Genomic DNA, 14,393 nt, shown 5'->3' with positions numbered 1-14,393 from the left:
CCGCAGAGTGGAGAGCGGGTTTTGCCCTTACGCAGCGTCTGCGTGCGGGACAGTCTAAGCGCGGCACACGCTGCCTACGCGCCGAGCAGGTGCGCTGAGCGGGAGGTAACAAACGCAAATGATTCATCTGGGCGGCGAACGATGGCGCAGCTATCTGCGTCCGCTGCTGTCTGCGGGCGCGGTGGTTATAGTGCTGCTACTGGCTACCGTCACCATCTCCTGGCAGGCCTCGCGGGGATTGGCTGAGTCGGCTAAACAGCGGCTGACGCTGGCTATCTGGCAGATCGATGAGGCGCTGGACAATGCCCAGACGGCGGCCGATGCGGTTCGGCGCTACGCCGGACAGCCCTGCGATACGGCGTTGCATAATATGCTGGCGCTTCAGGCGACGACGGTACCCGACGTGCGATCGGTCAGCCTGGCGCAGGCGAACGCTATCTACTGCTCCTCTCTCTACGGCGCCTTTCATGCCGAGGTCGGCTCTGACCACTACACCCAGAACCGCTTGACCCTGATGCCGGGTAACCGGATTACGCCGCACCGCTCGCTGGTGGTGTTTCGTGAGGCGGGGCCGGGGGATGCCAGCGTACTGGTGGGGATAGACGGCTACTACCTGCGGAATATTCTGCGATCGCTCAGCACCCCGACGCCGCTGTACCTGCATATCGGTGCGGGCTGGATGGATCCTCAGGGCAAGGTTGTCGATGCGCCGCCGCCGGTGGACGGGCGCCACTTTGTCCACAGTTCGTCGCGCTACCCGATCTCGGTCGCCACGGCCGTTCCGATCGGCAGCCACTGGGCGTATATTCTGGACTACTCTCGCGGTAGCCTGGTGCTGTTTTTGGTGCTGGCCATCGTGTTCGGGGTTGGCACCTACCGCTTGGTGGGGCAGGTAAATTCGCCGGTCTCCTATCTGCGCGAGGCGCTACGGCGTCATCAGTTTATCCCCTATATTCAGCCGGTGGTCAACGGCGCGGATGAGTCGCTGAGCGGCTGCGAGATCCTGATGCGCTGGCAGCATCCCCAGATGGGGCTGATCCCGCCGAATAACTTCATCCCTCTGGCGGAGGACAGCGGTCTCATCGTTCCGATGACGCGCGATATTATGCAGCAGGTCAGCGATTATTTTGCGCCGCGTTGCCATAGCCTGCCGGCGCATTTTCACTTTGGCTTTAACATCAGCGCCAGCCATTTTAACGATCTGAGCCTGGTTGAGGAGTGTCGACGCTTTATTGATGCCTTTGCCGCCAACCCGATTCGGCTGGTGCTGGAGCTGACCGAGCGTCAGCGAGTGCCGGACGGAGAGCTGACGGAGCAAATCTTTCACGAGCTGCGGGCGCTGGGGGTACTGCTGGCGCTGGACGATTTTGGCACCGGGCACTCCAGCCTGGCCTATCTACAGCGTTATCACTTCGACATCATCAAAATCGATCAAAGCTTCGTGCGGATGATCGGCAGCGACATGCTGTCGGGTCACATTGTGGATACGGTGATCGCGCTGGCCAAGCGGCTGGATATGGTCACCCTGGCGGAAGGGGTCGAGACCGAGGCGCAGCTGCAGCATCTGCGTGCTTATCGGCTGGATTACCTGCAGGGATATCTGTTTGGTCGTCCGCTGCCGCTGCCGGATTTTACCCGGGAGTGGTTGACGAGCGTTGTTCGGCAGGCGCGTCGGTAGCGCCGGGAGCATACTCCGGGTGAGGCTCGGGGTATGTCCTCGGTCGGATCGGTGTTATACGATATTTGTATAATTTATACGCGGTTATTCATATTTAAAAAAGTGATAAAGAAATGGGGTACCCAGCCGATAATCCTTAACTCATGAGTGCAAATGACAAGAGAATATCGGTAACATGTTTTCTAAAATTAAAATAGCCAGACTGCTTCCCATCATAATTGTTACAATTTTTTCAATTCAGGCAGTTTCATTTATATTCTTCTACGATGTTATTAATAGTGACGCCGAACATATTCAAGAAAACTACCAGTCACGGCGTAATGTCATGTTTTTTAGCGACGCATGGATCAACCTGGTTCAGGCGCGCTCCACGCTGAGAGAGGCACAGAATCAAGCTATTGCAGCGACGGTCGATCGGGAGCGGATGAAGGGGCTCTTCTCCCGCGCCGATCGGCGGATTGCCGAAGCACGCAGTAATTATGTGGCTTATAAAGATATTCCCGACGTTGACGGGCTGGATATGAATGTTGTCAATCGGGTAAATAATGACTTCACGAAATATCTTTCCACGGTGTCTAAAATAGCTGAACTGCTTAAGCAGAATGATATTCCACGCGCCGCGGAGCTGAATCAACAGCTTATTTCCCTGAATATTGAAACACAGCATGCGTATAATCTATGGCAGGAAGAGCATGATCGATTAATGGAGGTCGGGGTGCAGAACAGCCATCACGCCAGCCAGATCATGAAGTGGGTGCTGCTGCTGCTGGCGCTGCTGTCGCTGCTGTGCCTGTTGCTGTGCTGGGTGTCGGTCAAGCAGGCGATGCTGATACCGCTGCAGAGCATCATTCGCAGCGTACAGCGCATTGCGCAGGGCGATCTGACGCAGCGCTTTCAGCGCCATGGCAAGAGTGAGATGGGGATCCTGGCCGCGCATATCGACGATATGCAGCGGGCGCTGCGGGAGATCGTCGCGTCGGTGCGCCATAGCGCCAGCGCCATCTACTCCGGCGCCGGAGAGATTGCCTCTGGGGGCAGCAATCTGGCCTCACGCACCGAGGAGCAGGCCGCTGCGCTGGAGGAGACCGCTGCGAGCATGGAGCAAATGACCTCCATTGTCGATAAGAATACCGATAGCTCACGCTACGTGGCGCAGCTGGCCGGCGAAGCAACCCATACGGCGGAGTCCGGTGGACTGGCCATCGCGGAGGTGGTCAAGACCATGGAGGAGATCGCCGGCAACTCGAAACATATCGCCTCCATTACCAATGTTATCGATAGTATTGCTTTCCAGACCAATATACTGGCGCTTAACGCCGCGGTGGAGGCGGCGCGGGCCGGCGATCAGGGACGCGGCTTCGCCGTCGTGGCCAGTGAGGTGCGCAGTCTGGCGCAGCGTAGCGCCCAGGCGGCGAAGGAGATCAATACGCTGATCGCCTCGTCGGTGGAGCGGGTCAATCAGGGCAGCGTCAATGTGTCGGCGGCCGGCGCCACCATGGCGAATATCATTAGCGCCATTACGCACGTATCCGGTCTGATCGGGGAGATATCGTCGAGCGCAGAGGAGCAGAGCCGTGGGATTGCCCAGATCAACCAGGCTATCAACCAGATGGATACGGTGACACAGCATAACGCCACGCTGGTGGAGGAGTCCACGGCGGCCTCCCATGGGCTGGAGGGACAGGCCAAGGCGTTGACCGAGATCGTGGCGGCGTTCAACGTCAGCGATGCGGCGGCGCTAGCGCCCGCGGCGGCTTAGGTTTATCGATAGCAGGGCACGCCCGGTGCGTGCGCGCACAGTCTGCCGCCGTCGGGCGGCAGACTGCGTTGGGGCGGGATTATGCCTGGCTTGCCAGCGCAGCGCAGGTGCGGGCCGCACCCTGCTGCATCAGTGACAGGTAGGCGGCGGTTACCGCCTCGACAAAGCGGGGCTCCTGCGGCAGCGCGTCGCCGAAGACCGCGCTGACGCTCAGCAGCGCCTGGACACGCTCTGCGCCGTCGGCGCTGTTGGCTACGCACTGCTTCAGGGTTTCCGCCATCGGATCGCGGAGATCGATAGCCTGGCCTGCGTCATCGGTGCCGCTGACATAGCGCATCCAGCCCGCTACGCCCAGTGCCAGACAGGGGAAGGCGCTGTCGTGGGCCAGATGCCAGCGAATGGAGTCCAGCATACGCTGCGGCAGCTTCTGGGTACCGTCCATGGCGATTTGCCAGGTGCGGTGCTTCAGCGACGGGTTGCTGTAGCGTTCGATCAGCAGCGCGGCATAGCGCGCCAGATCGACGCCGCTGACGCTCAGGGTCGGCGCCTGCTCCTGCAGCATCAGGCGATGGGCATCCTGACGGTAGGCGGCGTCCTCCATGCAGTCGTTGATGTGCTCATAGCCCGCCAGATAGCCCAGGTAGGCCAGGAAAGAGTGGCTACCGTTGAGCATACGCAGCTTCATCTCCTCATAGGGCAGTACATCGCTGACCAGCTCGGCGCCGACGGCTTCCCACGCGGGACGTCCGGCGACGAAGTTATCCTCGACCACCCACTGAATAAAGGGTTCACAGGCGATGCCGCACGGATCGTCGACGCCGAGGGCGGCGCCGATCTGGGTCAGAGTCTCCTCGGTGACTGCCGGGACGATGCGATCGACCATGGTGCTGGGGAAGGTGACGTTGTCGGCGATCCACGCCGCCAGCTGCGGATCGCGCGCCTGCGCCAGATCCAGCACCGCATTTTTCACCACGTGGCCGTTTTCCGGGATGTTGTCGCAGGAGAGCACGGTGAAGGGAGACAGGCCGCGCTCGCGGCGCAGACGCAGGGCCTCCACGATTGCTCCGGGGGCGGACGCCGGCTGCTGCGGGTGCGCCAGGTCGGCCTTAATCAGCGGATTGTTGAGATCCAGACGACCGCTGCCCGGCTCGATGCAGTAGCCTTTTTCGGTGACCGTCAGGGAGACGATGGCCACCTGCGGCTCGGCCATCTTTTCGACCACGGCCTCGATACCGTCGAGGGTGGCGTGCAGCGATTCATGCACCGCGCCGATGACGATGGCCTGGTTATGGCTGGCGCCTTTCTCCAGCACGCTGTACAGATGATCCTGCTGGCGCAGCTGTTCGATCAGGGTTTCGCCGCCGATCAGGTTGACCTCACAGTAGCCCCAGTCGCCGCCCAGCGTGTTCAGGACGCGATCGGTAAGCAGCGCCTGATGCGCGCGGTGAAACGCGCCAAATCCCAGGTGTACGAGGCGGGATTTCAGGGCGCTGCGATCGTAGGAGGGGCGCTGTACGTCGGCCGGTAAGGTATAGTTGGCGAGGTTATTCATTCGTAACTCCATCTGATGGATGACGGAAGCAGCGCCGCCCTGGGCGGCCTGTTTCGTTGCTATAGCCATAAAAGGTGTTAGACCACTTGCTGATGGCGCTCAGCGGCATGGCGCCTGCTTTTCCCGGCGTCGTCGGTTTGGTCTGACAGCATCACACAGGCTTGCAGTCTAAATTGATATGATAGAAAATCAAATTGGTTAGTCCAAAATTCCCCGATAATCGTGAGGCGGATCAACCAATCACACTTTCGCTTTTGACAGCCGCATCCGGATGCGTCAGGGTAAAGCTGAGTGATATCTGTGTCGATTTGGTATGACAGATTATGCCGGCGGAGGCCGTAAAGCGTAAAATCTGTCTGACCCGTCACAGGAAGACCCGTTAACACACCGCAGAAGGTAACAGTAGATGGAACAAACTTGGCGTTGGTATGGCCCGAACGATCCGGTTTCCCTTGATGATGTCCGCCAGGCTGGGGCCACCGGCGTAGTGACGGCGTTGCACCATATTCCAAACGGCGAAGTCTGGAGCGTAGAAGAGATTGAAAAACGCAAAGCGCTGTTGGCCGAGAAGGGATTGACTTGGTCGGTGGTGGAGAGCGTTCCGGTTCATGAGGAGATTAAAACCCAAACCGGTAACTACCCGCGCCATATCGACAACTACAAGCAGAGCCTGCGCAATCTGGCAGCCTGCGGGATCGATACCGTCTGCTATAACTTCATGCCGGTGCTGGACTGGACCCGTACCGATCTGGAGTACGCGTTGCCGGACGGCTCCAAGGCGCTGCGCTTCGATCAGATCGCCTTTGCCGCCTTTGAGCTGCATATCCTGAAGCGCCCGGGCGCCGCAGAGGATTACAGCACGGAAGAGCAGGCGCAGGCCAAGGCCTACTTCGACGCGATGAGCGAGGCCGAGGTGGCTAAGCTGACCGCCAATATCATCGCCGGTCTGCCGGGGGCGGAGGAGGGCTACACCCTGGATCAGTTCCGCGCCCGCCTGGCGGAGTATGACGGTATTGATAAAGCGACGCTGCGTGAGCATATGGCTCACTTCCTGCGTGAAATCGTGCCGGTAGCGGAGGCCTGCGGCCTGCGTCTGGCGGTGCATCCGGACGATCCGCCGCGCCCGATTCTGGGGCTGCCGCGCATCGTCTCTACCGTAGAGGATATGCAGTGGCTGAAAGAGGCCGTCGATAGCGTCTACAACGGTTTTACCATGTGCACCGGGTCGTACGGTGTGCGTGCCGACAATGATCTGGTGGCGATGATCGAGCGCTTCGGCGATCGCATTCACTTTACCCACCTGCGCGCCACCTGCCGCGAAGCCAACCCGAAGAGCTTCCACGAAGGGGCTCACCTGCAGGGCGATGTCGATATGTTTGCGGTGGTCAAGGCTATCTTGACGGAGGAGTCTCGCCGTCAGCAGGCCGGGGACATGCGTCCGATTCCGATGCGTCCGGACCACGGCCATCAGATGCTGGACGATCTGAAGAAGAAAACCAACCCGGGCTACTCCGCCATTGGCCGTCTGAAAGGGCTGGCCGAGGTGCGCGGCGTCGAGCTGGCCATCAAGCGGGTCTATTTTCCGCAGATGAAGTAACGGCGCGGGCAACGGCCTAACAATATAAAGGGGGGACGCCGCGGCGTCCCCCCTTCCGTTTGCGCTAGGCGTCGGGTTTAGTCGGCGCGGCCCATAAAGCGACGCTCTTCAACGTGAATGCGAATTTTCTCGCCGTTGCTCAGGTATTCCGGCACCTGCACCACCAGGCCCGTTGACATGGCGGCCGGTTTGGTGCGCGCGCTGGCGGAGGCGCCCTTGATGCTCGGCGTCGTCTCGACGATCTCCATATCAACGGTCTGCGGCAGCTCCAGCGCCAGCACCTGGCCTTCCATCGTCAGCACCTGCATGCCCGGGATGCCGCCTTCCGGGATAAACAGCAGTTCGTCTTCGATCTGCTCTTTCTTGAAGGTGTACGGGGTGTAGTCCTCGTCATCCATAAACACATACTCGTCGCCGTCAATGTAGGAAAAGGTGACGGGGCGACGGCTTAACGTGATGGTTTCCAGCAGGTCGTCGCCCTTAAAACGCTCTTCGACCTTCAGCCCGGTACGCACGTCGGAAAAACGCATTTTGTACAGGGTTGCCGCGCCGCGCGCGCTGGGGGACTGGATATCAATATCGCGGACCAACAGCAGTTTACCGTTGTAGTTTACCGCCATACCGCGTTTGATCTCGTTAGCTCTGGCCATGATTGCAATACCTTAAAAAAACAGCGGGGTTATTCGGCCGCGCTCCCCCCGGCAGGAGTGCCTCTGGTGGGACGCGGTCAGGTGGCGACACACTACCCGCCCGCTGCCGTTCAGGCAAGGGGAGGCGGCGTAAAAAGTCGGATCGGCGGGAGAAAAGCGCCCCCCGCAGGAGAGGGCGCCTGGGCGTTAGCGGTAAATCGGTAACAGATTGAACAGAGAGAGAATATGGGCCACGGCGTTAAGCAGGCCAAAGGCGATAACCAGGATGATGACCGCCGCGCCGCCGGGGACGCGATAGCTCGCCTGTGAAAAGCGGCGACGGCTGGCGCGTGCCATCAGCGCCGGGACGATCACCGCCCAGATCGTTGCGGCCAGACCGGCAAAGCCGATGGCATACAGAAAGCCATTGGGGAACAGCAGGGCGCCGATCGTCGGCGGCACAAAGGTGATCAGTGCACTTTTGGCCCGTCCGCTCGGGGTGTCTGCAAAGCGCAGCATATCTGCGATGTAGTCGAACAGACCCAGCGAGACGCCGAGGAACGAGCTGGCCAGCGCCATATAGGAGAAGGCGTTCAGCAATTGTGTTACCAGCGGACCGCTGGCGACGCTGCCCATCTGCTTGAGCAGGCTGCCGATATTGCCACCTTCGGCGATGATCTGGCGGAAGGCGGCGCGGCTGATATTGCCCTGAATCACGTACTGCCAAAAGATGTAGATAACCAGGGCGATCAGGGTGCCGTACAGCAGGCTGCGTACCACGGCGCGGCTGTCTTTGTTGTAGTACTTGACCAGCCCCGGCACGTTGCCGTGGTAGCCGAACGACGTCAGCAGGTAGGGCAGCGCCGCCAGCGCGTAGGGCAGGTAGTTCGCCTGGGTGTCCGCGCTGTCGAACAGGATCGCGCGGTCGACGTGGGTAAACATGTCGCCGGTCGACAGCAGGAAGGTGATCACCATTCCACCGATCAGGATGGTGCTCAGGCGATCGACCGCGCGGGTTGACAGCCAGACGATAAAGCCAACCAGCAGGGCGAAGACCCCGCCGGCCAGCGGCTGTCCCACCTCGGCCAGCGGCGCCAGGGTATGGGTGATGATGGAGCCGCCGGCGGAGATGTAGGCGTAGGTCAAGATGTACAGCACGAAGGCGATCGACAGCCCGTTGATGCTGTTCCATCCCTTACCCAGCAGATCGCCGACCATGGTGTGAAAGCTGGCGCCCGCCGGATAGTGCAGGTTGCTTTCCAGGATCATCAGACCGGACAGATACATGCAGGCCCAGGTGACGATCAGCAGCACGACGGAGAGGCTAAACCAGACGCCGGCGGTGACGACGGGGATCGAAAACATACCGGCGCCGACGGCGGTGCCGGCGATGATCATCGCACCGCCCAGAACGGAGGGGCGCTGCAGCGAGTGAGTCAAGGTCTGCTCCATGGTCATGGGATGTTGCTCCTGGAAAGAATTCTTGTGTACTAGCGCAATGGTACGATGCCGCGCGCGGAAAGTAAACCGTTTACGCGGTGGCGGAATAAGAAAAAGGGCGATGACTCACCGCCGCCGCGGTGCCCACGACGCGCAGCATTTCACCGGTGGGGGTAGCGGCGGCGGTAGCGCTCTGGTAGGGTATGCGCCCGGCGTGCGGGGCGGCGTTTTTTTATCCACCCGCGCGCATCAGTGACCGCCCTCAGGCGGCAAGGAGAGAGTGATGGAGTGTCGTAGCGACTGCGGTGCCTGCTGTATTGCCCCGTCGATATCCAGCCCGATTCCGGGGCTGCCGCAGGGCAAACCGGCGGGGATCCCCTGTCCGCAGCTGGATGAAATGATGCGCTGCCGCCTGTTTCATAGCCCCGCGCGTCCGGCGGTGTGCGGACAGCTGAAGCCCTGCGTTGACATGTGCGGACAGAGCCGCGAGGCGGCCCTGAGCTATCTGCGGCACCTGGAGCAGGCGACGGCGCCGGACGCATAGCCCCCTACGGCGTCGCGACCGCGCGATCCGGCTTCATCTGCAGCAGACAGGCGAGGGCGATGAACAGCATCACCAGCGCCACCGGGAAGACGGATGCGTAGCTCCAGATCTCCGCCAGCGCGCCGGCTACGGAGCCGGCGATGATCCAGCCGATGCGTCCGCTGGTGGTGAACAGCGTCGTGGCCGATCCCGCTTGCCCCGGCATCAGATCCTGAAAGTAGAGCATGCCGATCCCGGCCAGAATACCGATAAATACCGCGTTGAGCAGCTGCAGGGCCAGCAGCGCCCACGGGTGGGTGATCCACAGCAGCCCGCCGTAAAACAGCAGACCGGCCACCAGCGCCAGGAGCATCAGCCGCCGTTTTCCCAGCCGCGCGGCATAGACGCCGGCGATCAGCATCGTCGGGATCTCCAGCCCGGCCGCGGTTCCCATCATCAGTCCCGCCAGGCGCTCCGGCAGCTGCAGCTGGTGGCTGATATACAGCGGCATGTTGATCAGGTACATGCTGTTACAGGTCCACATCAGGGTGGCGCAGGCCAGCAGCAGCAGGGTCTGGCGCCGATTACGCCGCGGCGCCTGTGCGCCACCGCGCGGCGTCTCTGCCGTCCGCGGCATGGATGGCAGCCAGCGCCAGACAATGGCGGCGCACAGCAGAAAGGTGAGGGTGGCGGCCAGATACATAAAGGTGAAGCCCCAGCCCAGCGCCATGGCGAAGGCCAGCGGTGGGCCGATCACCCAGGCCAGGGAGATTTGCGCACGCAGTACGGAGCTGAACATCACCGCCTCTTTGCCACAGCGATCGGCGTACTCGCGCGCTAGGGCAAACATCTGCGGGTTGGCGGTGGAGCCAAAGCTGGTCAGGCAGACGCCGACGATCAGCAGAAGATAGTAGTTACGGTTGTAGGCGAACAGCAGGCAGCCCACCGCTCCCAGCAGGCAGCATAGCAGGATCAGCTGTTTACGATCGCCGCGCCGATCGGAGAGGCTGGCGAGCCACTGGCTGACGATGATGCCGATGACCGCGCTGCCGGTATAAAACAGGCCGACCATCAGCGGGCTGCCGGTGACCTGGCTGGAGAGAAACAGGCTCAGCGTCGGGGTCTGCAGCGCCCCGGCGATCCCGGTAAGAAACGCGACGATCAGGAAGGCGCTGCCGGTACGATCGGGTAAACGACGGGCGAGAGTGCGGGCAAAAGTCAGCATGAGAAAACCGGTATCGGGTCAGGGATCAGGGGATATGCGCTGCGCATGTTACCGGTCATTGGCGAAAATGAAAAGGGATTTCAATATTCTACTGCACAGGGAGAGGCGGCCAGGTTTCCCCGGCCGCATAAGGGGTTAGGCGCCGCGCGGTACGTCGTGCGCGGTGTTGGTCGGCGGCGTGCCGCGGAACGTCTCGATCTCCAGCTGCGCCATATGGCCGCAGTTGCCCTGGGCCAGATTCGAGGAGCCGATGTCGAAGGTCAGGCAGTTCACGTTGCCGTTCTTGCACAGCGAGCCGGGCTGCGCCGGATCGGCCGGATCGAACCAGGCGCCTTCGCTGATCCGCACGACGCCGGCGCGAATGTCCTCGGTGACGATGGCGCCGACCAGGATCTGGCCGCGATCGTTCCAAGCGCGCACCACATCCCCGTTAGCAATCCCGCGTGCTTTGGCGTCCTGCGGGTGGATCAGGATCGCCTCGCGATCGGCGACCGCATACTTTTCACGCAGCGGGGTGTTGTCCAGCTGTGAGTGCAGGCGGTTGACGGCGTGGGCGGTGCTCAGGGAGAGCGGGAAGCGCTGGGCGACCTCGCTCTGATACCACTCATAGGGGGGCAGCCAGCTGGGCAGGCCCCGACAGTCGCTGTAGTGCATGGCGGCGATGGTATCGGAGTAGATTTCGATCTTGCCGGAGGGGGTCCCGAGCGGATTCAGCAGCGGGTTATCGCGGAAGTCGGCGTAGCGCACCCAGTTCTTATTGGCGGCGGGGATCGGGAAGCGAATGTAGTTATTGGCCTCCCAGAACATCTCGAACGGCGGCAGCGCGACGCGCGCGTTGCGCGCCTGGGCCGCCATGCCATCGTACATCCCCTTCAGCCACTGGGCCTCATCCTTACCTTCGGTGAAGGCGTCCAGCACCCCCAGCTTTTCGGCCAGGCCGGCGAAGATGGCGAAGTCGTTGCGCGCCTCATGCTGCGGGGGAACGCACTGGTGCATCGGGAAGACATACAGCTGCGAATAGTCTCCGCCCATCTCCAGATCGTTACGCTCATAGCTGGTGGTGGCCGGCAGGACGATATCGGCATACTTGGCGGTGGCGGTCCAGTAGGGTTCGTTGACCACGATGGTCTCCGGACGGCGCCAGGCGTCGATCAGATTATTGGTGTTCTGATGGTGCCCAAAGGGGTTGCCGCCGGCGACGTAGACCATCTTCACATCGGGGTAGGTCACCTTACCGCCGTTGAAGTCGATGGTTTTCCCCGGGTTGGCCAGGCAGTCGGCGATGCGCGCCACCGGGATCGGCGTGGGGCTGTTTTGCGGGGCGTTGCCGGCCGAGATACCGGAGATAATGCCGCCGCGCGCGGTCGGACTGCCGCCGGAGGAGTAGTGGTAGCTAAAGCCAAAGCCGCCGCCGGGCAGGCCGATTTGCCCCAGCATGGCCGCCACGGTGACCAGCAGCCAGTGGGGCTGTTCGCCGTGATGCTGGCGCTGAATGCCCCAGCCGGCCATGATCATGGTGCGGTGGTGCGCCATATCCCGCGCCAGGCTGCGCAGGGTTTCGGCGTCGATGCCGCTGATGGCGGCCGCCCAGGCGGCATCCTTGACCACGCCGTCATCCTTGCCGTTGAGGTAGTCGGCAAAGCGATCGAAGCCTACGGTATAGGTGGTGAGGAAGTCGCTGTCGTGCAGTTTTTCGCTCAGCAGGGTATGGGCGATACCGAGCAGCATGGCCGAATCGGTATAGGGGTGCGGGGCGATCCACTCGGCGTTGAGCTGGGTGGTGCTGGCGCTGCGCACCGGATCGATGCTGACGATGCGGGTGCCTTTTTTCTTCAGCGCCTCGAAGCCCGTCTGGCCGACGTGGTCCGGCATATTCCAGCTGTTTTCAAGCGTGATCATGGGGTTACAGCCCCACAGGACGATCAGCTCACTGTGCTCGATGACGTTGGGCCAGGCGGTCTGCTGTTCATAGACCTCCATGGAGCCGACCACGTGGGTCATGATCACCTGGGCCGCACCGGTGGAGTAGTCGCCGGCGTAGCCGAGGAAGCCCCCGCTCAGGTTCATCAGCCGCTGCAGCAGGGTGCGGCTGTTGTGCAGCATGCCGACGCTTTTCCAGCCGTAGGAGCCAGCGTGGATGGACTGCGGCCCGTACTGTTTCTGCAGGCGGGCAATCTGCCCGCTGACCAGGGTCAGGGCCTGATCCCAGCTTACGCGCACCCACTCATCGCACCCGCGCAGCTCGGGGCGGCCTTGCTCTGCGCCGCCCTCTAGCCAGCTCTTGCGCACCATGGGATATTTGATCCGGTTGGCGGCGTGCACCTGGTAAGGCGCCATGGTGATCAGATCGTTGGGATAGGGATCGTCGCTGACCGGCTGCACGCCGACCATGCGTCCCGATTCGACGATGGCCTCAAAGGCGCCCCAGTGGGCGCCGGTCAGGATCCCCTTCTGCGCCGGCTGTAGGGCGGTAAACTGGGGCAGCGCCTGGCTAATCGCCTGCGCCAGCGCCGATTTCGGCCACAGTCCGGCCAGCAGAGGGGCGCCGAGCAGAGCCGCACCACCGGCGATAAAGCGGCGGCGGGATACGCACAGCGGCGCATCAGGCAGGGATGTTGTCTTGCTCATCACTTAGGCTCCTTGGGTTGATCTGCACCGTTAGCGGACATATCGCTGGCGTGTTTTTGGACATATTGGGTCAGCAGGCGCAGCTGCTCTTCATTCAGCGAGGTGCGCGATGCCATGCCTTTCACGACCCCGATCCATTGGTTGGCGTTGAAGCGATCCAACGCGGTCAGGCCGTGGCAGCCGGTGCAGTTGGCCGACATCATATCGGCGGCATAGCGCCAGATGGGCTGTTCACTGCCGATGAGATTGGCCTTGGGCAGCCAGATGGACAGCGTTACCCGGTGCCATACCAGTCCGGTCGCGGCGTCGGTGTCGCTGGACAGCACTTTCACCTGTTTGCGTGCCGCCTCTCCCAGCAGCGCGGAGAGGATACGCTTGCCCTGCGCTGCATAGATCACCTGGTTAACGCCATTCTGCTGCCAACCGCTCAGCTCACCCTCAACCATGTCCCCGCGGCGCTGCAGCACCCGGATCTCCGTCGATGGCATCAGACTGCCATCGCTGTGGGCCCCGGCCTGCGGCGCCAGGAAGAAGGGCTGGGTTGATATGGCGTAGAGCGTGCGGGCGCCGTCAGGGGTTTTCGCGGCGGCGGCGGCCAGTTCGCTAGCGCCGGCGGCGCTCAGGGCGCTCATATCCGGCAGAATATGGGCGACCCCCTTATGACAGTCGATACAGGTTTCCCCGTCCTTGATGGCGACGGGGTGCTGTTTGCGGGCCTCCGCACTCTGATCGATGATGTCCATGGCCTGGTAGCTATGGCAGGAGCGACAGGTGGCGGAGTCGTTGGCTTTCATGGTGTTCCAGACGCTCTGCGCCATGGCCAGCTTGTGGGCCTGGTATTTCTCTGGTGTATCTATTTTACCGGTCAGCTCGCCGTAGACATCCTTCAGCGCCAGTACCTTGGTCTTCAGGAAGTCGAGGGGCTGCTGCGGGATATGGCAGTCGGCGCACTCGGCCCGGATCCCCGGCTTATTCTGGAAGTGGACGCTGCCCTGATATTCGGCCAGAGGCTGTTGCATGGTATGGCAGGAGACACAAAACTCGGTGCTGCTGGTTTTGTGCAGGACGGTGAAGGTCGCAGCCAGTAGGGCGATACCGAGGATGATCCCCAGCAGCACCAGCCACGGCCAACGCCGGCGTCGCCCGGGGGCGGCGTAACGATTGCTCATAATGATGACCTTATTATTATTGGAGAGAGTTTTTACTTGCCATTGTTGTTGGGAGCATCACCGCGCGCCGGGCCGGGCCGCTCGGTGCATTACTCCTTGGTAAATCATATTACTATTTCCGCTAGCTAACCCATTTTGCGTAGGAGGCAAAGGCATTTTCGTGAGCGGGTAGACGCTTTTGCGCGCCGGGATT

General features: G+C 61.6%; 10 protein-coding genes. 4 read left to right on the top strand and 6 right to left on the bottom strand.

Going from position 1 to position 14,393, the window contains the following annotated elements; translation table 11 throughout:
- Positions 1–118: 118 nt before the first annotated feature.
- Entirely contained in the window at positions 119–1,678 is a 1,560-nt protein-coding gene (locus BRD58_RS11885) for an EAL domain-containing protein (protein ID WP_015461875.1), read from the top strand.
- Positions 1,679–1,853: 175 nt separating this feature from the next.
- Positions 1,854–3,437, top strand: coding sequence for a methyl-accepting chemotaxis protein (locus BRD58_RS11880; RefSeq protein WP_041692775.1), 1,584 nt, complete (start codon positions 1,854–1,856; stop codon positions 3,435–3,437).
- 79 nt (positions 3,438–3,516) lie between these two features.
- On the opposite strand, the gene BRD58_RS11875 is transcribed toward BRD58_RS11880, so the two are convergent.
- Complete coding sequence (locus tag BRD58_RS11875; protein ID WP_073383111.1) at positions 3,517–4,989, bottom strand: mannitol dehydrogenase family protein; 1,473 nt, start codon at positions 4,987–4,989, stop codon at positions 3,517–3,519.
- 406 nt (positions 4,990–5,395) lie between these two features.
- Between BRD58_RS11875 and uxuA the strand changes: the two genes are divergently transcribed.
- Entirely contained in the window at positions 5,396–6,586 is a 1,191-nt protein-coding gene (uxuA, locus tag BRD58_RS11870) for a mannonate dehydratase (RefSeq protein WP_012849119.1), read from the top strand.
- Between the two features lie 77 nt (positions 6,587–6,663).
- Here the strand turns inward: uxuA and yeiP are convergent, their stop codons facing one another.
- Both yeiP and mtr read right to left on the bottom strand, forming a co-directional pair.
- The gene (yeiP, locus tag BRD58_RS11865) at positions 6,664–7,236 is read right to left on the bottom strand and encodes an elongation factor P-like protein YeiP (RefSeq protein WP_012849118.1); all 573 of its coding nucleotides are present in this window, start codon (positions 7,234–7,236) and stop codon (positions 6,664–6,666) included.
- Between the two features lie 186 nt (positions 7,237–7,422).
- Positions 7,423–8,673, bottom strand: coding sequence for a tryptophan permease (mtr, locus tag BRD58_RS11860; RefSeq protein WP_041692774.1), 1,251 nt, complete (start codon positions 8,671–8,673; stop codon positions 7,423–7,425).
- Positions 8,674–8,938: 265 nt separating this feature from the next.
- On the opposite strand from mtr, the gene BRD58_RS11855 reads away from it, so the two are divergent.
- On the top strand, positions 8,939–9,199 hold the full coding sequence (locus BRD58_RS11855) for a YkgJ family cysteine cluster protein (protein ID WP_012849116.1): 261 nt from the start codon (positions 8,939–8,941) through the stop codon (positions 9,197–9,199).
- Between the two features lie 4 nt (positions 9,200–9,203).
- Here BRD58_RS11855 and BRD58_RS11850 read toward each other — a convergent pair whose 3' ends face one another.
- The 3 genes from BRD58_RS11850 to BRD58_RS11840 all read right to left on the bottom strand — a co-directional run bounded on the left by BRD58_RS11850 (position 9,204) and on the right by BRD58_RS11840 (position 14,200).
- Entirely contained in the window at positions 9,204–10,403 is a 1,200-nt protein-coding gene (locus BRD58_RS11850) for a sugar efflux transporter (protein ID WP_015461871.1), read from the bottom strand.
- Between the two features lie 135 nt (positions 10,404–10,538).
- On the bottom strand, positions 10,539–13,031 hold the full coding sequence (gene torA, locus BRD58_RS11845; protein ID WP_073383107.1) for a trimethylamine-N-oxide reductase TorA: 2,493 nt from the start codon (positions 13,029–13,031) through the stop codon (positions 10,539–10,541).
- Positions 13,031–14,200, bottom strand: a complete 1,170-nt coding sequence (locus BRD58_RS11840; protein ID WP_015683409.1) for a NapC/NirT family cytochrome c — start codon at positions 14,198–14,200, stop codon at positions 13,031–13,033. The genes torA and BRD58_RS11840 overlap by 1 nt, the downstream gene beginning before the upstream one ends.
- Positions 14,201–14,393: the final 193 nt, after the last annotated feature.

The organism is Edwardsiella piscicida, from assembly GCF_001896205.1.
Taxonomy (GTDB): domain Bacteria; phylum Pseudomonadota; class Gammaproteobacteria; order Enterobacterales; family Enterobacteriaceae; genus Edwardsiella; species Edwardsiella piscicida.
The sequence above is the reverse complement of the archived record's forward strand: the minus strand, read 5'-3'. Positions and strand labels throughout refer to the sequence as shown.

Excerpts from the sequence above, each read along its gene's own strand:
- BRD58_RS11885 (WP_015461875.1), top strand. The coding sequence starts at position 119 with ATGATTCATCTGGGCGGCGAACGATGGCGCAGCTATCTGCGTCCGCTG.
- BRD58_RS11880 (WP_041692775.1), top strand. The coding sequence starts at position 1,854 with ATGTTTTCTAAAATTAAAATAGCCAGACTGCTTCCCATCATAATTGTT.
- BRD58_RS11875 (WP_073383111.1), bottom strand. The coding sequence starts at position 4,989 with ATGAATAACCTCGCCAACTATACCTTACCGGCCGACGTACAGCGCCCC.
- uxuA (WP_012849119.1), top strand. The coding sequence starts at position 5,396 with ATGGAACAAACTTGGCGTTGGTATGGCCCGAACGATCCGGTTTCCCTT.
- yeiP (WP_012849118.1), bottom strand. The coding sequence starts at position 7,236 with ATGGCCAGAGCTAACGAGATCAAACGCGGTATGGCGGTAAACTACAAC.
- mtr (WP_041692774.1), bottom strand. The coding sequence starts at position 8,673 with ATGACCATGGAGCAGACCTTGACTCACTCGCTGCAGCGCCCCTCCGTT.
- BRD58_RS11855 (WP_012849116.1), top strand. The coding sequence starts at position 8,939 with ATGGAGTGTCGTAGCGACTGCGGTGCCTGCTGTATTGCCCCGTCGATA.
- BRD58_RS11850 (WP_015461871.1), bottom strand. The coding sequence starts at position 10,403 with ATGCTGACTTTTGCCCGCACTCTCGCCCGTCGTTTACCCGATCGTACC.
- torA (WP_073383107.1), bottom strand. The coding sequence starts at position 13,031 with ATGAGCAAGACAACATCCCTGCCTGATGCGCCGCTGTGCGTATCCCGC.
- BRD58_RS11840 (WP_015683409.1), bottom strand. The coding sequence starts at position 14,200 with ATGAGCAATCGTTACGCCGCCCCCGGGCGACGCCGGCGTTGGCCGTGG.